The sequence below is a fragment of the Paraburkholderia sp. Tr-20389 genome (genome assembly GCF_017104565.1).
GTDB lineage: Bacteria > Pseudomonadota > Gammaproteobacteria > Burkholderiales > Burkholderiaceae > Paraburkholderia.
Genome location: NZ_JAAGPD010000019.1, coordinates 91,875 through 109,791 on the forward strand (window position 1 = coordinate 91,875; position 17,917 = coordinate 109,791).

The 17,917-nt window shown below is 62.1% G+C and carries 22 protein-coding genes and 1 tRNA gene; 22 read left to right on the forward strand and 1 reads right to left on the reverse strand.

Annotation, left to right across the window (positions count from 1 at the left end; all coding sequences use genetic code 11):
* The first annotated feature begins 10 nt into the window (after nucleotides 1–10).
* The 14 genes from hisD (at nucleotide 11) to tatC (ending at nucleotide 10,124) form a co-directional block, all read left to right on the forward strand.
* A complete protein-coding gene (gene hisD / locus G3N95_RS19430; protein ID WP_205971692.1) occupies nucleotides 11–1,333 on the forward strand; it encodes a histidinol dehydrogenase in 1,323 nt (440 codons plus the stop codon).
* Nucleotides 1,334–1,481: 148 nt separating this feature from the next.
* Nucleotides 1,482–2,552 carry a histidinol-phosphate transaminase gene (gene hisC / locus G3N95_RS19435; RefSeq protein WP_205971693.1) on the forward strand — a complete coding sequence of 357 codons (1,071 nt, stop codon included), beginning with the start codon at nucleotides 1,482–1,484 and terminating at the stop codon, nucleotides 2,550–2,552.
* 53 nt (nucleotides 2,553–2,605) lie between these two features.
* Entirely contained in the window at nucleotides 2,606–3,193 is a 588-nt protein-coding gene (gene hisB, locus G3N95_RS19440; protein WP_028367589.1) for an imidazoleglycerol-phosphate dehydratase HisB, read from the forward strand.
* A gap of 64 nt (nucleotides 3,194–3,257) precedes the next feature.
* Nucleotides 3,258–3,878, forward strand: coding sequence for a MarC family protein (locus G3N95_RS19445; RefSeq protein ID WP_205971754.1), 621 nt, complete (start codon nucleotides 3,258–3,260; stop codon nucleotides 3,876–3,878).
* Nucleotides 3,875–4,516 carry an imidazole glycerol phosphate synthase subunit HisH gene (gene hisH, locus G3N95_RS19450; RefSeq protein ID WP_205971694.1) on the forward strand — a complete coding sequence of 214 codons (642 nt, stop codon included), beginning with the start codon at nucleotides 3,875–3,877 and terminating at the stop codon, nucleotides 4,514–4,516. The genes G3N95_RS19445 and hisH overlap by 4 nt, the downstream gene beginning before the upstream one ends.
* Before the next feature lie 210 nt (nucleotides 4,517–4,726).
* On the forward strand, nucleotides 4,727–5,479 hold the full coding sequence (gene hisA, locus G3N95_RS19455) for a 1-(5-phosphoribosyl)-5-[(5-phosphoribosylamino)methylideneamino]imidazole-4-carboxamide isomerase (protein WP_205971695.1): 753 nt from the start codon (nucleotides 4,727–4,729) through the stop codon (nucleotides 5,477–5,479).
* Between the two features lie 155 nt (nucleotides 5,480–5,634).
* Nucleotides 5,635–6,408 (forward strand): imidazole glycerol phosphate synthase subunit HisF, encoded by a 774-nt coding sequence (gene hisF / locus G3N95_RS19460; protein WP_205971696.1) that lies wholly within the window; start codon nucleotides 5,635–5,637, stop codon nucleotides 6,406–6,408.
* Nucleotide 6,409: 1 nt separating this feature from the next.
* Nucleotides 6,410–6,820 carry a phosphoribosyl-AMP cyclohydrolase gene (gene hisI / locus G3N95_RS19465; RefSeq protein ID WP_205971697.1) on the forward strand — a complete coding sequence of 137 codons (411 nt, stop codon included), beginning with the start codon at nucleotides 6,410–6,412 and terminating at the stop codon, nucleotides 6,818–6,820.
* A complete protein-coding gene (locus tag G3N95_RS19470; RefSeq protein WP_205971698.1) occupies nucleotides 6,817–7,191 on the forward strand; it encodes a phosphoribosyl-ATP diphosphatase in 375 nt (124 codons plus the stop codon). Before hisI ends, G3N95_RS19470 begins: the two co-directional genes overlap by 4 nt.
* Nucleotides 7,192–7,326: 135 nt before the next feature.
* Nucleotides 7,327–7,722, forward strand: a complete 396-nt coding sequence (locus G3N95_RS19475; RefSeq protein WP_012402120.1) for a membrane protein — start codon at nucleotides 7,327–7,329, stop codon at nucleotides 7,720–7,722.
* A gap of 46 nt (nucleotides 7,723–7,768) precedes the next feature.
* Nucleotides 7,769–8,134: a histidine triad nucleotide-binding protein gene (locus tag G3N95_RS19480; RefSeq protein WP_205971699.1), complete on the forward strand. Its 366-nt coding sequence runs from the start codon at nucleotides 7,769–7,771 to the stop codon at nucleotides 8,132–8,134.
* Nucleotides 8,135–8,461: 327 nt separating this feature from the next.
* Nucleotides 8,462–8,698, forward strand: a complete 237-nt coding sequence (tatA, locus tag G3N95_RS19485; protein ID WP_012402118.1) for a Sec-independent protein translocase subunit TatA — start codon at nucleotides 8,462–8,464, stop codon at nucleotides 8,696–8,698.
* A 55-nt stretch (nucleotides 8,699–8,753) separates the two neighbouring features.
* On the forward strand, nucleotides 8,754–9,302 hold the full coding sequence (tatB, locus tag G3N95_RS19490; protein WP_205971700.1) for a Sec-independent protein translocase protein TatB: 549 nt from the start codon (nucleotides 8,754–8,756) through the stop codon (nucleotides 9,300–9,302).
* 42 nt (nucleotides 9,303–9,344) lie between these two features.
* A complete protein-coding gene (gene tatC, locus G3N95_RS19495; protein WP_205971701.1) occupies nucleotides 9,345–10,124 on the forward strand; it encodes a twin-arginine translocase subunit TatC in 780 nt (259 codons plus the stop codon).
* Between the two features lie 137 nt (nucleotides 10,125–10,261).
* Here the strand turns inward: tatC and G3N95_RS19500 are convergent, their stop codons facing one another.
* Nucleotides 10,262–11,473, reverse strand: coding sequence for a Do family serine endopeptidase (locus G3N95_RS19500; protein WP_012402115.1), 1,212 nt, complete (start codon nucleotides 11,471–11,473; stop codon nucleotides 10,262–10,264).
* A gap of 19 nt (nucleotides 11,474–11,492) precedes the next feature.
* Here G3N95_RS19500 and G3N95_RS19505 point away from each other — a divergent pair, with 19 nt between their 5' ends.
* The 8 genes from G3N95_RS19505 to G3N95_RS19540 all read left to right on the forward strand — a co-directional run bounded on the left by G3N95_RS19505 (nucleotide 11,493) and on the right by G3N95_RS19540 (nucleotide 17,917).
* On the forward strand, nucleotides 11,493–12,239 hold the full coding sequence (locus G3N95_RS19505; protein ID WP_205971702.1) for a Nif3-like dinuclear metal center hexameric protein: 747 nt from the start codon (nucleotides 11,493–11,495) through the stop codon (nucleotides 12,237–12,239).
* Nucleotides 12,240–12,458: 219 nt separating this feature from the next.
* A complete protein-coding gene (gene petA, locus G3N95_RS19510) occupies nucleotides 12,459–13,076 on the forward strand; it encodes a ubiquinol-cytochrome c reductase iron-sulfur subunit (RefSeq protein WP_205971703.1) in 618 nt (205 codons plus the stop codon).
* Nucleotides 13,076–14,458 carry a cytochrome bc complex cytochrome b subunit gene (locus G3N95_RS19515; RefSeq protein WP_205971704.1) on the forward strand — a complete coding sequence of 461 codons (1,383 nt, stop codon included), beginning with the start codon at nucleotides 13,076–13,078 and terminating at the stop codon, nucleotides 14,456–14,458. Before petA ends, G3N95_RS19515 begins: the two co-directional genes overlap by 1 nt.
* 23 nt (nucleotides 14,459–14,481) lie before the next feature.
* On the forward strand, nucleotides 14,482–15,237 hold the full coding sequence (locus G3N95_RS19520; protein ID WP_205971705.1) for a cytochrome c1: 756 nt from the start codon (nucleotides 14,482–14,484) through the stop codon (nucleotides 15,235–15,237).
* 96 nt (nucleotides 15,238–15,333) lie between these two features.
* Nucleotides 15,334–15,945 carry a glutathione S-transferase N-terminal domain-containing protein gene (locus G3N95_RS19525; protein WP_006052302.1) on the forward strand — a complete coding sequence of 204 codons (612 nt, stop codon included), beginning with the start codon at nucleotides 15,334–15,336 and terminating at the stop codon, nucleotides 15,943–15,945.
* 75 nt (nucleotides 15,946–16,020) lie between these two features.
* Nucleotides 16,021–16,503 carry a ClpXP protease specificity-enhancing factor gene (locus G3N95_RS19530; protein WP_205971706.1) on the forward strand — a complete coding sequence of 161 codons (483 nt, stop codon included), beginning with the start codon at nucleotides 16,021–16,023 and terminating at the stop codon, nucleotides 16,501–16,503.
* Between the two features lie 20 nt (nucleotides 16,504–16,523).
* Nucleotides 16,524–16,599: transfer RNA gene (locus G3N95_RS19535), tRNA-Thr, on the forward strand.
* 193 nt (nucleotides 16,600–16,792) lie between these two features.
* Nucleotides 16,793–17,917: a class I SAM-dependent methyltransferase gene (locus G3N95_RS19540; RefSeq protein WP_205971707.1), complete on the forward strand. Its 1,125-nt coding sequence runs from the start codon at nucleotides 16,793–16,795 to the stop codon at nucleotides 17,915–17,917.

A 17,917-nucleotide genomic window follows, 5' to 3' on the forward strand; every position in this document is an offset into this window, starting at 1 on the left:
GGATACCAGCATGTCTATCAAGATTCGCAAACTCGATTCCAGCACTGAAGCTTTCCAGAAGTCGCTGCATGCGGTGCTCGCGTTCGAAGCGAGCGAAGACGAAGCGATCGAGCGCTCGGTCGCGCAGATTCTGGCCGACGTGAAGGCGCGCGGCGATGCCGCCGTGCTCGACTATACGAACCGTTTCGACCGTCTGAACGCGCAGGACGTCGGCGCGCTCGAATTGCCGATGTCGGAGCTGGAAGCTGCGCTCGAAGGGCTCGAACCGAAGCGCCGCGCGGCGCTCGAAGCGGCGGCGGCGCGCGTGCGCGCGTATCACGAGAAGCAGAAGATCGAATGCGGCAGCCATAGCTGGCAGTACACGGAAGCCGACGGCACCGTGCTCGGCCAGAAGGTGACGCCGCTCGATCGCGCGGGCATCTACGTGCCGGGCGGCAAGGCGGCGTATCCGTCGTCGGTGCTGATGAACGCGATTCCGGCGCGCGTGGCCGGCGTGCGCGAGATCGTCATGGTCGTGCCGACGCCGGACGGCGTGAAGAATCCGCTCGTGCTGGCGGCGGCGCTGCTGGGCGGCGTCGATCGCGTGTTCACGATCGGCGGCGCGCAGGCAGTCGGCGCGCTCGCGTACGGCACGCAAACCATTCCTGCCGTCGACAAGATCTGCGGTCCCGGCAACGCGTATGTCGCGTCGGCGAAACGCCGCGTGTTCGGCGTGGTCGGTATCGACATGATCGCGGGCCCGTCGGAAATTCTGGTGCTGTGCGACGGCACGACCGACCCGCGCTGGGTCGCGATGGATCTGTTCTCGCAGGCCGAGCACGACGAGCTCGCGCAATCCATCCTGCTGTGTCCGGACGATGGCTTCATCGCGCGCGTCGAAGACGCGATCAACGAACTGCTGCCGACGATGCCGCGCCGCGATGTGATCCAGGCGTCGCTCGAAGGCCGCGGCGCGCTGGTCAAGGTGCGCGATATGGCGGAAGCCTGCGCGATCGCCAACGACATCGCGCCGGAACACCTCGAAATCTCCGCGCTGGAGCCGCAGCAGTGGGCGCAGCAGATCCGCCACGCGGGCGCGATCTTCCTTGGCCGCTACACGAGCGAGAGCCTCGGCGACTACTGCGCGGGACCGAACCATGTGCTGCCGACGTCGCGCACCGCACGTTTCTCGTCGCCGCTCGGCGTCTATGATTTCTTCAAGCGCTCGAGCCTGATCGAGGTTAGCGCGGAAGGCGCGCAGACGCTGGGTGAAATCGCCGCCGAGCTTGCCTATGGCGAAGGTCTGCAAGCGCATGCGCGCAGCGCCGAATACCGGATGAAGAACAACGGCTGATCCAGGCGACGGATGGTTGTTTCGGGCGCTGAATTCGAGACGGCCGACGTTTTCACGAACGTCTTCACGAAAGACAGAGAGTTCAACCCGGGGCGGCCGCGAGTCGCCCCAATTGCGCCACCTGCTGCGAGAGGCGCGCCCCCACGCCATGACGACACCACAAGACATCATTCGCCGCGACGTGCTCGCGATGACGAGTTATCCCGTTGCCGACGCGACGGGCCTCGTGAAGCTCGACGCGATGGAGAATCCGTTTCCGCTGCCCGAAGCGCTCGCTGCGCAGCTCGGCGAGCATCTGGCGGGCGTCGCGTTGAACCGTTATCCGGCGCCGCGTCCCCAGGCGCTGCTCGACAAGCTCAAGCGCGTGATGAACGTGCCGGAGAATTGCGAAGTACTGCTCGGCAATGGTTCGGACGAACTGATCAGCATGATTTCGATGGCCTGCGCGACGCCGGGCGCGAAGGTGCTGGCGCCCGTGCCGGGCTTCGTGATGTACGCGATGTCGGCGAAGCTCGCGAACATGGAGTTCGTCGGCGTGCCGCTGAATGCGGATCTCACGCTCGATACGGAAGCCATGCTCGCCGCGATCGCCGAGCATCAACCGGCCGTCATCTATCTTGCGTATCCGAACAACCCGACGGGCACGCTTTACGACGCCGCCGCCATCGAACGCATCATTGCCGCGGCGAACCGAAGCCTCGTCGTGATCGACGAGGCGTATCAGCCGTTCGCGCAGCAAAGCTGGATGCCGCGCGCGGGCGAGTTCGACAACGTCGTCGTGATGCGCACCGTGTCGAAGCTGGGGCTCGCGGGCATCCGTCTTGGCTACATGGCCGGCCGCACGGAATGGATCAACGAACTCGACAAGGTGCGCCCGCCCTACAACATCAACGTGCTCACGCAGGCGACGGCCGATTTCCTGCTCGATCACGTTGACGTGCTCGACGCACAGGCCGCGCAACTGCGTGCGGAGCGCACGAAGCTGGCGCAGGCCGTGGCCGCGCTGCCGGGCGCAGAAGTGTTCCCGAGCGCGGGTAATTTCCTGCTGGTGCGCGTGCCGGATGCATCGGCGACGTTCGAAACCCTGCTCACAGCGCGGGTTTTGATCAAAAACGTGAGTAAAATGCACCCATTGCTCGCGAATTGCGTGCGTTTGACGGTCGGTTCGCCGGAAGAAAACGCCCAGATGCTCGCTGCACTGAAACTCGTGCTGAACTGAAAGCGGCACTTTTCCAACCCAATACTTTTTAAAGTCAGATTCGAGGAATTGCCATGCGCCTTGCGGAAGTCGTTCGCAACACCAGCGAAACGCAGATCCGTGTGAAGATCAACCTGGACGGCACCGGTCAGCAAAAGCTGGCCACGGGCGTGCCGTTCCTCGATCACATGCTCGACCAGATCGCCCGCCACGGGCTGATCGATCTGGACATCGAAGCGCATGGCGATACGCATATCGACGACCACCATACCGTCGAAGACGTCGGCATTACGCTCGGTCAAGCCATCGCGAAGGCCGTCGGCGACAAGAAGGGCATTCGCCGCTACGGTCATTCTTACGTGCCGCTCGACGAAGCGCTGTCGCGTGTCGTGATCGATTTTTCCGGCCGTCCGGGCCTCGAATTTCACGTGCCGTTCACGCGCGCGCGTATCGGCACGTTCGACGTCGATCTCTCCATCGAATTTTTCCGCGGCTTCGTGAATCATGCGGGTGTCACGCTGCATATCGACAACCTGCGCGGACTGAACGCGCATCATCAGATGGAAACGGTGTTCAAGGCGTTCGGTCGTGCATTGCGCATGGCCACCGAACTCGACGAACGTGCGGCGGGGCAGATTCCGTCGACCAAGGGCAGCCTCTAAACGACTCACTGCGCGACCAACCGTCACCACTGGGACCGGCCGCGTCGCGCGCGTCCGGCTTGCGATGGATATCATCAAGTCGTTTATTTCGCTGCTCGCGCTGATCAATCCCGTCGGCGCCATACCGTTTTTTCTGAGTCTGACGTCGCAGCAATCGATCGCCGAGCAGCGCCGTACCATTCGCGTCGCATCGATTTCGGTGTTCTGCGTGATCGCCGTGTCGACCTTGCTGGGGCAGCAGATCATCCGCTTCTTCGGGATTTCGATCGGCGCGCTTGAAGTAGGCGGCGGCATCATCATGTTGCTGATGTCGATCAGCATGCTGAACGCGCAGGTCGGCAACGCCCGCTCGACGCCGGAAGAGCGGCACGAAGCCGAAATGAAGGACAACATCGCCGTCGTGCCGCTGGCGATTCCGCTGCTGACAGGGCCGGGCTCGATCAGTACCGTCCTTGTCTATTCGGCCAGCTATCCTCATTGGTACGAGCGGATTAGTCTGATCGCCATTGGTGCAGTGATTGCGGCGCTGTGTTTCGGATCGCTGAGTCTTGCTGAACCGATTGCCCGCTGGGTCGGTCGGACGGGAATCAATATCGGCACGCGGTTGATGGGTTTGATGTTGTCGGCGCTGGCGGTGGAGTTCATCGTCAACGGATTAAAGGCGTTGCTGCCTAACTTGAAATGAAAACTTCGATAGCTATTGTGGATTACGGAATGGGCAACCTGCGTTCGGTTGCCCAGGCGTTGAAGAAAGCCGCACCGGAAGCGGACGTGGCGATCGTCGACAAGCCCGAAGCGATCCGCGCGGCAGACCGCGTGGTGCTGCCCGGCCAGGGCGCGATGCCCGACTGCATGCGCTCGCTCGGCGAATCCGGTTTGCAGGAAGCAGTGATCGAAGCGTCGCGCAACAAGCCGCTGATGGGCGTGTGCGTCGGTGAGCAGATGCTGTTCGACTGGAGCGCGGAAGGCGACACCAACGGTCTCGGGCTGCTGCCCGGCAAGGTGGTGCGATTCGATCTGGAAGGCCAGTTGCAGGACGACGGCTCGCGCTTCAAGGTGCCGCAGATGGGCTGGAACCGTGTCCGTCAGGCGCAGCCGCACCCGCTGTGGGACGGTGTCGCGGACAACGCGTTCTTCTACTTCGTGCACAGTTACTACGTCGTGCCTGAAAACGCCGCGCATACTTCGGGCGAAACGGTGTACGGCGTGCCCTTTACCTCGGCGGTGGCGCGGGATAACATTTTCGCGACCCAATTCCACCCGGAAAAGAGCGCCGACGCGGGCCTGCGAGTGTATCGCAACTTCGTGCACTGGAATCCCTGATCACTGCCGTCAGTCCCGGCATTCATCTCCTTAACGGTCCATGTTTTCCTTCCCCGTCCCTCGCCCCGCTCGCATGCACACGCATGTGAAGAACGTTGGCAAGGTCGCCGAAAGACATGTACTAAACTAGCGGAACGGCCTGGCGCGGGCCGCAGACGGTTTTCCCGCCAGCCGAACTTCAACTTTTTTCCCTGACAACACCCGATTGCTATGCTGCTGATCCCCGCCATCGACCTGAAAGACGGTCAGTGTGTACGCCTCAAACAAGGCGATATGGACCAGGCGACGATTTTCCACGAGGAACCGGCGGTGATGGCCCGACATTGGGTCGATCGCGGCGCGCGTCGCCTGCACCTCGTCGACCTGAATGGCGCATTTGCCGGTAAGCCGAAGAACGAAGACGCGATTCGCGCGATCATCGAAGAAGTCGGCGGCGAAATTCCCGTGCAGCTGGGCGGCGGCATCCGCGATCTGAACACGATCGAACGCTATCTGGATGACGGCCTCGAGTACGTGATCATCGGCACGGCGGCGGTGAAGAACCCGGGCTTCCTGCTCGAAGCTTGCACGGCGTTCGGCGGCCATATCATCGTCGGCCTCGACGCGAAGGACGGCAAGGTGGCCACCGACGGCTGGAGCAAGCTGACGGGCCACGAAGTCGCCGATCTCGCGCGCAAGTTCGAGGACTATGGCTGCGAGTCGATCATCTACACGGACATCGGCCGCGACGGCATGCTTCAGGGCATCAATATCGAGGCGACGGTGCGCCTCGCGCGCTCGGTGAAGATTCCCGTGATCGCGAGCGGCGGCCTGTCCAACATGGGCGACATCGAAGCGCTGTGCGAAGTGGAAGACGAAGGGATCGAAGGCGTGATCTGCGGCCGCGCGATCTATTCGGGCGACCTGGACTTCGCCGCGGCGCAGACGCACGCGGATCGCTTGCGCGAATCGGACGACGCCTGAGCGCCTGTTCACTGCGCATCCAGCGCTGCTGACCTCATGCCAGCAGCGTAGGGTGCGATGAAGAGCGCCCGGCGTGCCGGCCTTGCGCCGTTCTCCTGCGAATCATTCACGGGCGGACGGCCTCACCAGCGGTATTGGCAAGAACTAGCAAGATCATGGCTTTAGCTAAACGCATCATTCCCTGTCTGGACGTCACGGCTGGCCGCGTGGTCAAGGGCGTCAATTTCGTCGAGTTGCGCGATGCGGGCGATCCCGTCGAAATCGCGCGCCGCTACGACGAGCAGGGCGCCGACGAACTCACCTTCCTCGATATCACGGCCACCTCCGACCAGCGCGACCTGATCCTGCCGATCATCGAAGCCGTCGCCTCGCAGGTGTTCATTCCGCTTACCGTCGGTGGCGGCGTGCGCGCGGTCGAAGACGTCCGGCGTCTGCTGAACGCGGGCGCGGACAAGGTCAGCATGAATTCGTCGGCAGTCGCGAATCCGCAGCTCGTGCGCGATTCGACGGACAAATACGGCTCGCAATGCATCGTCGTCGCGATCGACGCGAAGCGCGTGTCCGCCGAAGGCGAGACACCGCGCTGGGAAGTCTTCACGCATGGCGGCCGCAAGAACACGGGGCTCGACGCCGTCGAATGGGCGCGCAAGATGGCCGAACTCGGCGCGGGAGAAATCCTGCTGACCAGCATGGATCGCGACGGCACGAAGAGCGGCTTCGACATCGCGCTGACGCGTGCGGTGTCGGACGCGGTGTCGATTCCCGTGATCGCGTCGGGCGGCGTTGGCTCGCTGCAGCATCTCGCCGACGGCATCACGCAAGGCCGCGCGGACGCCGTGCTGGCCGCGAGCATCTTCCATTATGGCGAGCACACGGTTGGCGAGTGCAAGCGCTTCATGGCCGATCAGGGCATTTCGGTGAGGTTGTAACGTGGTCAATCCGTCTGAAGTCGGCTGGCTCGACAAGGTGAAGTGGGACGCGAACGGCCTCGTGCCCGTGATCGCGCAGGAAGCGTCGACGAACGACGTGCTGATGTTCGCGTGGATGAACCGCGAGGCGCTGTCGAAGACGATCGAAACGGGCCGCGCGGTCTATTTTTCGCGCTCGCGTCAGCGTCTGTGGTTCAAGGGCGAGGAGTCGGGCCACGTGCAGCACGTTCATGAAGTGCGGCTCGATTGCGACGAAGACGTCGTGCTGCTGAAAGTCGAGCAGGTGTCGGGTATCGCGTGTCACACCGGCCGGCATTCGTGCTTTTTCCAGAAATTCGAAGGCTCGGTCGATTCCGGCAACTGGGTTGCCGTCGATCCCGTGCTGAAAGACCCCGAACACATCTACAAATGACGCAAGATACGCAATCGACGGGCGACACGCTTCTGCGCCTCGCAGCCGTCATCGACAGCCGCAAGGGCGGCGATCCCGATGTTTCGTACGTCTCGCGCCTCTTTCACAAGGGCGACGACGCGGTATTGAAGAAGATCGGCGAGGAAGCCACGGAAGTCGTGCTGGCCGCGAAGGACGTGCGCCTCGGCGCGGAGCGCAAGGCGCTTGTCAGCGAAACGGCCGATCTCTGGTTTCATTGCCTCGTCATGCTGTCGCACTTCGACTTGAGCCCCGCGGACGTGATCGCCGAACTGGCGCGCCGCGAAGGCCTGTCAGGCATCGAAGAAAAGGCGTTGCGCAAGAGCCGAGAGCGCGAGCAGAACGGCGACTGAGCGGGCGCAGGCGGATGTTTCGCACTGCGAGTGCGAGGACCAACCGCCGACGCACCAACCGGCAGGCTTGAAAAATCCGCTGTCGGCACGACATTGCAATTGGCATCCACTGGCACCCTCGAGGAGGACGCAAGCATGGAACAGTCGCACGGCGGTTACCCGCCACCGTCGTATCAAAGCTCAGTCGAGATCGATCGGCAGCGCAGCCTGCGCACGCTGACGCACATCATCTACGCGCTCTATGCCGTGTACTGGCTGACGGGCGGCATCTCGGTGCTGGTCGCGATCATCCTCAATTACATCAAGCGGCCGGAGACCGTCGGCACGCCGTACGAGCAGCATTTCGACTGGCAGATCCGCACGTTCTGGATGGGGCTGATCGGCCATCTGATCGGCGTCGCGCTCTTCATCGTGCTGATCGGCGTGCCCATCCTGTGGGCTGTCGCGATCTGGACGTTGTACCGTATCATCAAAGGCTGGCTGTATCTGTACGACAACAAGCCGCTGACGAATCCGCGCGGCTGGTTCTGACCCACGCTGCATCGGGCGCGCACCGCGCCCGCTGTCCACGAAGACCATGAGCCACGATCCGAACTGCCTTTTCTGCAAGATCGCCGCGGGCGAGATCCCGTCGACGAAAGTCCATGAAGACGACGAGTTCGTCGCGTTCCGCGACATCCGCCCCGCAGCCGAAACGCATGTGCTCGTGATTCCGCGAAAACACATAGAAACGCTGTCCAATTGCACGGAAAGCGATTCCGTCCTGCTTGGTAAAATGTTGATATTGGTTGCACGTCTCGCCGACCAGCTCGGCGTCGCGTACAAGGGCGGCCAGACGGGTTTCCGCACGGTCATCAATACCGGGCCGGGCGGCGGTCAGGAGGTCTATCACTTGCACGCGCATCTGCTGGCGGGACCGCGCCCGTGGCTGAGGATGGGCTAAGCGCCGCCGGCGCAGGTCGGGGCAAGGGCGGCTGACTGGCCGCGTCACCAATGCCGGCCATGAAGCCGATCGACAAAGATTCGCCGCATCCGCTTTTTGACTGCGCACAATGGCAGGCCCGGCGCTGCGAGGTCGTTATTTTATGTAGGGATGTAACGACATCGACTCGCAGACGTGTCCATAATGGGACCGAGGGTTCCGGCGCAATAAACGGGCGCCGGCGGTAGTATCGCAAATGGGGCGCGTCCGACGAGGCGCTCCGGTTCAGGCCGCAAGGCACACAGTTGCCGTCGCTCAAGTACGACGGCGGGGGTTAAGGAGATTTTTATGGGTTCGTTGAGTATTTGGCATTGGCTGATCGTTTTGCTGATCGTCGCTCTGGTGTTCGGCACGAAGAAGCTGCGCAATATCGGCAGCGATCTGGGCGGCGCGGTGAAGGGCTTCAAGGAAGGCATGAAGGACGGCGAAACGCCCGAAGGACAGCAGCGTGACCAGCTGTCGCGCACGAACACCGTCGATGTCGACGCAAAGGAAAAGGCGCCGCATTCCGGCGATTCCCGCTAATCCGGCGCCAGCCGAGCTTGCGCTGACACGCGCGCACTGACGGGAAGCCCAATCCATGCTGGACCTCGGTTTGACCAAGATGGCGTTGATCGGCGTGGTCGCGCTGGTCGTGCTCGGGCCTGAGCGCTTGCCGCGCGTGGCCCGCACGGCGGGCGCGCTATTCGGCCGCGCGCAACGCTATATCAACGACGTGAAGGCCGAAGTCACGCGTGAAATCGAACTCGACGAATTGCGCCGCATGAAGACCGAGTTCGAGTCGGCGGCGCAAAACGTCGAGACCACGATTCACGACAACCTGCGCAAGCACGAAACCGAACTGAACGAGGCGTGGTCGCAAGGCACGTCGGTGTCGCCGAGCATCGCGGGCGGCGCGACGGAAGACCTTGCCTCCGCCACGGACATTTCTTCCGCTGGAACAGACGGCACGTCGTGGCGCCGCTCGAATGCTGCTGCGTCGAAACGCAAGAACTGGCGCGTCAAGCAGACGGCTACGCCGACCTGGTACAAGCGCGCAGTTTCGCGGCGCACCCGCGTGCAGTCGGGCGCGGCGCGCGTCGCACGGCATACGCCTGTCAGCCTGCGTCGGCCGACACGCTTCTTCTGATCTTCCGATGTCCCGTGCATCAAACTCCAACCGAGGGCCGGTGTGAGCGACCCCCAAAACCAGAACGAAGGCGCTGAAGAGACCTTCATCTCGCATCTCGTCGAACTGCGCGACCGCATCATCCGCGCCGGTATTGCGGTGATCGTCGTGTTCGTCGGGCTCGTCTACTGGGCACCCGACATCTTCCGGCTGCTCGCGCGCCCGCTGATGAACAATCTGCCGAAGGACGGCAAGATGATCGTCACCGACGTCACCGGCTCGTTCTTCGTGCCGATGAAGGTGACGATGCTTGTCGCGTTCGTGATCGCGTTGCCGATCGTGCTGTATCAGATCTGGGCGTTCGTCGCGCCGGGGCTGTATCAGCACGAGAAGAAGCTGGTCGGGCCGCTGGTCGGCAGCAGCTACACGCTGTTCCTGTGCGGCATGGCGTTCGCGTACTTCGTCGTGTTTCCAACCATCTTCCGCGTGATGGCGCACTACAACGCGCCGCTAGGCGCGGAGATGACAACGGATATCGACAACTACCTGAGCTTCGTGCTGACGATGTTCATCGCCTTCGGCGTGACGTTCGAAGTGCCGATCGTCGTCGTGTTGCTCGTACGCATGAACGTGCTGACCATCAAAAAGCTCAAGGAAATCCGCCCGTACGTGATCGTCGGCGCGTTCGTGATTTCGGCTGTGGTGACGCCGCCGGACGTGTTCTCGCAGCTGATCCTCGCGATCCCGCTTATCGTGCTGTACGAGGCGGGCATCATCGCTGCACGGCTCTTCGTCAGCAAGCCGGTCGCGACCGCGGAAAACGAAGAGAACGCGGCGAGTTAGCCGCCGTTGTCGAAAGCGCGGTTTTTCCTGAACCGCATACGCATACGCATACGGTCAGGCAGCAACAAAAAGGGCAGTGCTCCGTTGGAGACTGCCCTTTTTGCTTGCGTGCGCGGCCTGAACCGTGCAACCAGACTTCAACCGCCGTCTTCGTCGTCGCCTTCGTCCGAAGGCTGCTTCGGCGGCGGCGGGCGCTTGCCGATCATCACCGTCAGATCCATTTCCTTGTTCTTGCGCACCAGATGCACCTTCGCGTCAGTGCCTGGCTTGATCTGCGCGATCACGTTCAGGAGGCGCGTCGTATCGGTGATGTCCTGACCGTTGACCGACACCAGAATGTCGCCGGGCTTGATGCCGGCCTTGTCGGCAGGGCCGCCTTTCAGTACGCCCGCGACGATCGCGCCCGATTTCTGATCCAGCCCGAACGATTCGGCGATTTCCGGCGTCACATCCTGTGGCTCGACGCCGATCCAGCCGCGCGTCACCGTGCCCGTCGTGATGATGCTTTCCAGCACGCTGCGCGCGGTCGACACGGGAATCGCGAAGCCGATGCCCAGCGAGCCGCCGGAGCGCGAATAGATCGCCGTGTTGATGCCGAGCAGATTGCCGTTCACGTCGACCAGCGCACCGCCCGAATTGCCGGGATTGATCGGCGCGTCGGTCTGGATGAAGTTTTCGAACGTGTTGATGCCGAGGTGATTGCGGCCCAGCGCGCTGACGATACCCATCGTCACCGTCTGCCCGACGCCGAACGGATTGCCGATCGCGAGCACCACATCGCCGACGCGCGTCTGGTCCATGCGGCCGAGCGTGATCGTGGGCAGGTTGGTCATATTGACCTTGAGCACGGCCAGATCGGTCTCGGGATCGACGCCGATCACCTTCGCATTAGTCGTGCGGCCGTCGGCGAGCGCGATTTCGATCTGATCCGCGCCATCGACGACATGCTGGTTCGTTAGAATGTAACCTTCCGAACTCACGATAACTCCCGAGCCGAGGTTGGCCGCGGGTTGCTCTTGCTGCTGCTTTTTGTTCTTGTCGCCGAAGAAGTAGCGGAAGAGAGGGTCTTTGGCGCGCGGATCCGGCGGAAGCGAGCCGTCCTTGCTGGAGAACACGTTGACGACGGCGGGCATCGCCTTTTGCGCCGCGTCGGCGTAGGAATTCTGGACCGAGCCGCCGCTGCCCATTCCGGGTGCCACCTCTCGGAGCGCGACGATCGGCTCGGCCAGTTGCTTGCCGAACTGCCCTTGACGTTGCAGCCACTGCGGTTTGAGGGTCGCAATGATGAACATCAGCGCCAGCAGCACGGTCACCGCCTGGGCGAAGAACAGCCAAAAGCGTCTGAGCATCTGAAAATTAGAGGTGTATATGGATCGGATCGAACTCGAATTGTACTTGAACAATCTCCTTGAAACCTCGCGCTTCAAGGACTATTGCCCGAACGGTCTGCAAGTCGAAGGCCGGCGCAAAATCGACAAAATCGCGACGGGTGTGACGGCCTCGCTGGCCTTTCTGGAAGCGGCGCTGGAGTGGGGCGCCGACGCCGTTCTCGTCCATCACGGCTACTTCTGGCGCAACGAAGCGCCGCAGGTCACGGGCCGCAAATATCACCGGCTGAAGGCGCTGCTCGCGAACGATCTGAACCTGTTCGCGTTCCATCTGCCGCTCGACGATCATCCCCTCTACGGCAACAATGCGCAGCTCGGCGCGAAGTTCGGTCTGATTCCCGATGGCCGCTTCGGCGACAACGACATCGGCTGGATGAGCACGCTGCCCATGTCGATCACGCTCGCGCATTTCAGCGCGGAGGTCGAGCAGACGCTGGGCCGCACGCCGCTCGTACTGGGTGACCCCGACAAGAATCTGCGCCGCGTCGCGTGGTGCACGGGCGCCGCGCAGGGCTACTTCGAGGCAGCTATCGAAGCGGGGGCGGACGTTTACCTGACGGGCGAGATTTCCGAGCCGGTCACGCATATGTCGGCGGAAAGCGGCGTCGCGTTCATCTCCGCGGGCCATCACGCCACCGAGCGCTACGGCGTGCAGGCGCTGGGCGCGCATCTGTCCGAGCAGTTCGAACTCGAACACCTGTTTATCGATATTCACAACCCGGTTTGAATATCGGCCGGATTACGCGATCAAAAGGTTTGAAAACTGGAGGAAATGCTTAATAAAAGCCGCAAAAAAGTTTGCGATTCGTGCGGGGAAACCCTGATTTATCAATGACTTCGCACGGTTTTTGGCAATCGGCCCTTGTAAATGGCGACTCCATTCGAGCAAACTAGCGGCGGTAGACCCGACGTGAAGGAAAAATCCAACTCAGAAGTGGGGCGTGTGATGCGAGACAAGGAAGATGAACGCGTCGATGGCGGCCGCCGTAGCTGGCTGATTGCGACGACCGTAGCAGGTGGCATCGGAGGAGTCGCCACCGTCGTACCCTTTGTTAGTTCGTTTGCACCATCCGAGAAAGCCAAGGCGGCGGGTGCCCCCGTTGAAGTCGATATCTCCAATCTGAAGCCCGGCGACATGCTCACCGTCGCCTGGCGCGGCAAGCCCGTCTGGATCATCAATCGCACCGACAAGATGCTGGCCGACGTTCAGAAGGCCGACAAGGAAGTCGCCGATCCGGAAAGCAAGAATCCCTTTTCGATGCCCGAGCCGGACTACTGCAAGAACGAGTTCCGCTCGCGCGCCGACCACAAGAACCTTTTCGTTGCCGTTGCGGTGTGCACCCATCTGGGCTGTACGCCGACCCCGCGTTTCCAGGAAGGCGCGCAGCCGAACCTGCCCGACGACTGGCCGGGCGGCTTTCTCTGTCCGTGCCACGGTTCGACCTATGACATGGCCGGCCGCGTCTTCAAGAACAAACCTGCGCCGCAAAACCTCGATATCCCGCCTTACATGATCACGGGCAACACGCTCGTGATCGGCAAGGACGAGAAAGGAGAAGCGTAATGGCGACGACCGAAAAAGAGGTAGAAACGACGGGTCTTACGGGCTGGATCGATCGCCGCTTTCCGCTGACGGCGACCTGGAAGGCCCATGTCTCCGAGTACTACGCGCCGAAGAACTTCAACTTCTGGTACTTCTTCGGTTCGCTCGCGCTGCTGGTGCTGGTCAACCAGATCGTCACCGGCATTTTCCTCACGATGAACTACAAGCCCGATGCGACGCTCGCGTTCGCCTCGGTCGAGTACATCATGCGCGAGGTGCCGTGGGGTTGGCTGATCCGCTACATGCACTCCACGGGCGCGTCGATGTTCTTCGTCGTCGTGTATCTGCACATGTTTCGCGGCCTGCTGTACGGCTCGTATCGCAAGCCGCGCGAGCTGGTATGGATCTTCGGCTGCGCGATTTTCCTGTGCCTGATGGCCGAGGCGTTCTTTGGCTATCTGCTGCCGTGGGGCCAGATGTCGTACTGGGGCGCGCAGGTGATCGTGAACCTGTTCTCGGCGATCCCGTTCATCGGTCCGGACCTGTCGCTGTGGATTCGCGGCGACTACGTCGTGTCCGACGTCACGCTGAACCGCTTCTTCGCGTTCCACGTGATCGCGATTCCTCTGGTGCTGCTGCTGCTCGTGGTCGCGCACATCGTCGCGCTGCATGAAGTGGGCTCGAACAACCCGGACGGCATCGAGATCAAGGCAAAGAAGGACGCGAAGGGTATCCCGCTCGACGGCATCCCGTTCCACCCGTACTACTCGGTGCACGACTTCATGGGCGTGTGCGTGTTCCTGATGGTGTTCGCGGCGATCATCTTCTTCGCACCGGAGATGGGCGGCTATTTCCTCGAATCGAACAACTTCGTCCCTGCCAATCCGCTGCAGACGCCGCCCGAAATCGCGCCCGTCTGGTATTTCACCGCGTTCTACGCGATGCTGCGCGCGACCACCGACCCGTTCAAGATCGTGCTGATGACCGTGATCGGCCTGCTCGGCCTGTTCGCGCTGATCCGCGCGCGCGGCAAGTGGAAGCTCGGCCTGCCCGTGCTCGCCGTGCTCGTGATTCTCGCGATGGCGTTCACCGAGTCGAAATTCTGGGGTGTCGTGGTGATGGGCAGCGCGGTGGTGTCGCTGTTCTTCCTGCCGTGGCTCGACCGGTCGCCCGTCAAATCGATCCGCTACCGGCCGTTTTTCCACAAGGTGTTTTACGCGATCTTCGTGCTGGCTTTCCTGACGCTGGCGTTCCTCGGCACGAAACCGCCATCGCCTGCTGCCACGCTGATCGCGCAGATTTGCGCGCTGGTCTACTTCGCGTTTTTCCTCGGCATGCCGTTCTGGACGCCGCTTGGCAAGTTCAAGCAGCCGCCCGAACGAGTGCGGTTCAAACCCCACTAACCGCGAGCCAGGAGAAAACGAAGATGAAAAAACTGCTTTCGACGCTCGCGCTGCTCGGTGCAACCGTGCTGGCGCTGTCCGCAACGCCTGCACGCGCGGAAGGCGAGTTTCCGCTCGACCGTGCGCCCGACAACGCGGAGAATATTGCCTCGTTGCAGCATGGCGCCCAATTGTTTGTAAACTACTGCCTGAATTGCCACAGCGCGAACCTGATGCGGTACAGCCGATTGCAGGATATCGGCATTTCGCAGAAGGAAATTGAAAAGAACCTGCTGTTCACGGCAGATAAGGTCGGCAGCACGATGACGGTCGCAATGCGGCCCGACGACGCGAAAGCGTGGTTCGGCGCGACGCCGCCAGATCTGTCGGTGGAAGCGCGGGCCAGGAACCGTGACTGGCTGTACACGTATTTGCGCAGTTTCTACCGCGATGACACACGGCCGACCGGCTGGAACAATATGGTGTACGAGAACGTGAGCATGCCTCACGTGCTGTGGCAGCTTCAGGGGCAGAGAACGGCGAAGTTCGAAGACGACATCGACGAACACACGAAGGAAAAGGTCAAGAAATTCGTGGGATACCAGCAGGTCACGCCGGGGACGATGTCGCCGGTAGATTATGATTCTGCTGTGGCCGACCTCGTGTCGTACCTGTCATGGATGTCCGAACCGACGCAGAAAACCCGTCGTCAGCTTGGCGTCTGGGTGCTGCTGTTCCTGGGCGTTCTGAGCTTTTTCGCCTGGCGACTGAACGCCGCGTACTGGAAAGATATCAAATAGTCACGCCGTAACTGGTGTGGGGCCGGCGCAAGGGAAGACCTGCATGACGGTTTTTCCCGCTCGCTGGCCCTTTAAGTTTTTTGAGGAAACGCAAACATGATGGTTCTGTATTCCGGCACAACTTGCCCGTTCTCCCAGCGCTGCCGGCTGGTGTTGTTCGAAAAGGGCATGGACTTCGAAATCCGCGACGTCGACCTGTTCAACAAACCGGAAGACATCGCCGTGATGAATCCGTATGGCCAGGTGCCGATCCTCGTCGAACGGGATCTGATCCTGTACGAATCGAACATCATCAACGAGTACATCGACGAACGCTTCCCGCATCCGCAACTGATGCCGGCTGATCCCGTCCAGCGTGCCCGTGCGCGTCTGTTTCTGCTGAACTTCGAGAAAGAGTTGTTCGTCCACGTCGGCACGCTCGAAAACGAGAAGGGCAAGGCAGCCGAGAAGAACCACGAAAAGGCGCGCCTCGCGATCCGCGACCGCCTCACGCAGCTCGCGCCGATCTTCCTGAAGAACAAGTACATGCTCGGCGAAGAGTTCTCGATGCTCGACGTCGCGATCGCGCCGCTGTTGTGGCGTCTGGATCACTACGGCATCGAACTGTCGAAGAACGCCGCGCCGCTGATGAAGTACGCCGAGCGTATTTTCAGCCGTCCGGCCTATATCGAAGCGCTGACGCCGTCGGAAAAGGTGATGCGCCGCTGAGTTTGAGATTGGCTTCGGGTACGGCGCGCGGCGTTACGTTCTGGTTCGCGCGCCAGCCCGGCACGAGGACAGTTGATGCAAGAGATTTCCACGAAACCGTACCTGCTGCGCGCGCTGTACGAATGGTGTACCGATAACGGCTATACGCCGCATATCGCGGTGCGTGTCGACAACCAGACGCGCGTGCCGCGCCAGTTCGTGCGCGACAACGAGATCGTGTTGAACATCAGTTTCGAGGCGACGAGCCAGCTGCAGATGGGCAACGAGTGGATCGAGTTTCACGCCCGTTTCTCCGGCAAGTCGCACAAGATCGAGGTGCCTGTCGCCAACGTGCTTGCCATTTATGCGCGAGAGAACGGTCAGGGCATGGCGTTCCCGGTCGAGTCGGCAGGCGGCGAGGCGACGGATTCCGAGGACAATGAAGCCGTGATCGAGGAAGCGCCGGAAGCGGCGCCTGCGGCGGCGGCTGAAAAAGTCAGTGAAACGGATGAAGGCCCGGCCCCCGACGACGATGGATCGAAAGGTGGTGGAAGAGGCCACCTCAAAGTCGTGAAATGAAGTAGAATCGCGGACTCAAGGCCGGCTTAGCTCATCAGGTAGAGCGCTTGACTTGTAATCATGAGGTGGCGGGTTCGAGTCCTGCAGCCGGCGCCAGCATCAAGAAACGGGCCACGCGGCAACGCGTGGCCCGTTTTGCTTTTGGGGCGTTCCGCGGCTCCGTACCGAGCGAAGCGTTGCGACCGCCGAAGCGCGGCATCGCTGGAACGTTCAATACAATACGAAGATCGAAGCGAATCCGCGCGATGCATGCGTCCATGCCTCGCCTTTCGCACCACACTCCGCACTCATGACCGATCAACCCACTCTCACCTGGCCCGAAGCCGACGGCCCGCGCTCCGCCCGCTGGCGCTCGGAGGCCGCTGTGCCGCCCGCGAAGCGCGTCGTGATCGCAGACGATCGCACGACTGCCGACGCCGCCTATCGCCTCGCGTGCGAAGGCACGGCGCTCCTGTGGCGTGGCGATTTCCAGAACGCGCGTCAGTTGCTGCAGGCGATGACGCGTCGCCTCGAACGCAAGCCGCGCAAGCAGGCCGCCAGTCCGCTCGATGCCTTCAATCTGCACCGGCAGGCGCAATCGCAGCGCGCACGCACGCTCGGCATGCTGCTGATTCCGCTCGAAGGCGACTACACGATTCCGTTGCGCCGCGCGCCCAACGTTCAGCAGGCGTGTGAAGAGGTCTACGGGCCGTCGGCACAGGAAGCCTCCGTGGTCTCGCTGCGCGAACTGCTCGGCCTGATCGGTGCGCATGAGTGGCGCAAAAAGGGCGTCGAGATTCCCGCGCTGGCGGAGCGCATCCATCCGCACTACGGCGTGTTTTCACCCGTGCGAGGCGAGTATGTGGATCTCGTCGCGCGGGCGCCGTTGCCGTCGCAGGAACTCGCTTTTGATATCGGCGTCGGGACGGGCGTCCTGTCGGCGGTGCTTGCGAAACGGGGCGTCAAACGCATCGTCGCGACGGATCAGGATCCGCGCGCGCTCGCGTGCGCCGAAGAAAATCTGACGCGGCTTGGCTACAGCGAACAGGTCGATCTGATCGCAGCGGACCTGTTCCCCGATGGACGGGCGCCGCTGGTCGTCTGCAATCCGCCGTGGCTGCCGGCGCGGCCGGCGTCGCCGATCGAAAACGCCGTGTACGACTACGAAAACCGCATGCTGCTGGGCTTTCTGAACGGACTCGCCGCTCATCTCGAACCGGGCGGCGAAGGCTGGCTGATCCTGTCGGACTTCGCGGAGCATCTTGGCATGCGCACGCACGACTGGCTGCTCGCGGCCATCGATAGCGCGGGTTTGACAGTTGCCGGGAGAGAGGACATCAAGCCGCGGCATCCGAAGTCGACCGACGCTTCGGATCCGCTGCATGCGGCGCGCGTGGCTGAAATCACATCGCTTTGGCGGCTCAAGGCCAAGTGA

Coding starts and splice junctions, on each gene's coding strand:
- hisD (WP_205971692.1), top strand. CDS start 11: ATGTCTATCAAGATTCGCAAACTCGATTCCAGCACTGAAGCTTTCCAG.
- hisC (WP_205971693.1), top strand. CDS start 1,482: ATGACGACACCACAAGACATCATTCGCCGCGACGTGCTCGCGATGACG.
- hisB (WP_028367589.1), top strand. CDS start 2,606: ATGCGCCTTGCGGAAGTCGTTCGCAACACCAGCGAAACGCAGATCCGT.
- G3N95_RS19445 (WP_205971754.1), top strand. CDS start 3,258: ATGGATATCATCAAGTCGTTTATTTCGCTGCTCGCGCTGATCAATCCC.
- hisH (WP_205971694.1), top strand. CDS start 3,875: ATGAAAACTTCGATAGCTATTGTGGATTACGGAATGGGCAACCTGCGT.
- hisA (WP_205971695.1), top strand. CDS start 4,727: ATGCTGCTGATCCCCGCCATCGACCTGAAAGACGGTCAGTGTGTACGC.
- hisF (WP_205971696.1), top strand. CDS start 5,635: ATGGCTTTAGCTAAACGCATCATTCCCTGTCTGGACGTCACGGCTGGC.
- G3N95_RS19470 (WP_205971698.1), top strand. CDS start 6,817: ATGACGCAAGATACGCAATCGACGGGCGACACGCTTCTGCGCCTCGCA.
- G3N95_RS19475 (WP_012402120.1), top strand. CDS start 7,327: ATGGAACAGTCGCACGGCGGTTACCCGCCACCGTCGTATCAAAGCTCA.
- G3N95_RS19480 (WP_205971699.1), top strand. CDS start 7,769: ATGAGCCACGATCCGAACTGCCTTTTCTGCAAGATCGCCGCGGGCGAG.
- tatA (WP_012402118.1), top strand. CDS start 8,462: ATGGGTTCGTTGAGTATTTGGCATTGGCTGATCGTTTTGCTGATCGTC.
- tatB (WP_205971700.1), top strand. CDS start 8,754: ATGCTGGACCTCGGTTTGACCAAGATGGCGTTGATCGGCGTGGTCGCG.
- G3N95_RS19500 (WP_012402115.1), bottom strand. CDS start 11,473: ATGCTCAGACGCTTTTGGCTGTTCTTCGCCCAGGCGGTGACCGTGCTG.
- G3N95_RS19505 (WP_205971702.1), top strand. CDS start 11,493: ATGGATCGGATCGAACTCGAATTGTACTTGAACAATCTCCTTGAAACC.
- petA (WP_205971703.1), top strand. CDS start 12,459: ATGCGAGACAAGGAAGATGAACGCGTCGATGGCGGCCGCCGTAGCTGG.
- G3N95_RS19515 (WP_205971704.1), top strand. CDS start 13,076: ATGGCGACGACCGAAAAAGAGGTAGAAACGACGGGTCTTACGGGCTGG.
- G3N95_RS19520 (WP_205971705.1), top strand. CDS start 14,482: ATGAAAAAACTGCTTTCGACGCTCGCGCTGCTCGGTGCAACCGTGCTG.
- G3N95_RS19525 (WP_006052302.1), top strand. CDS start 15,334: ATGATGGTTCTGTATTCCGGCACAACTTGCCCGTTCTCCCAGCGCTGC.
- G3N95_RS19530 (WP_205971706.1), top strand. CDS start 16,021: ATGCAAGAGATTTCCACGAAACCGTACCTGCTGCGCGCGCTGTACGAA.
- G3N95_RS19540 (WP_205971707.1), top strand. CDS start 16,793: ATGACCGATCAACCCACTCTCACCTGGCCCGAAGCCGACGGCCCGCGC.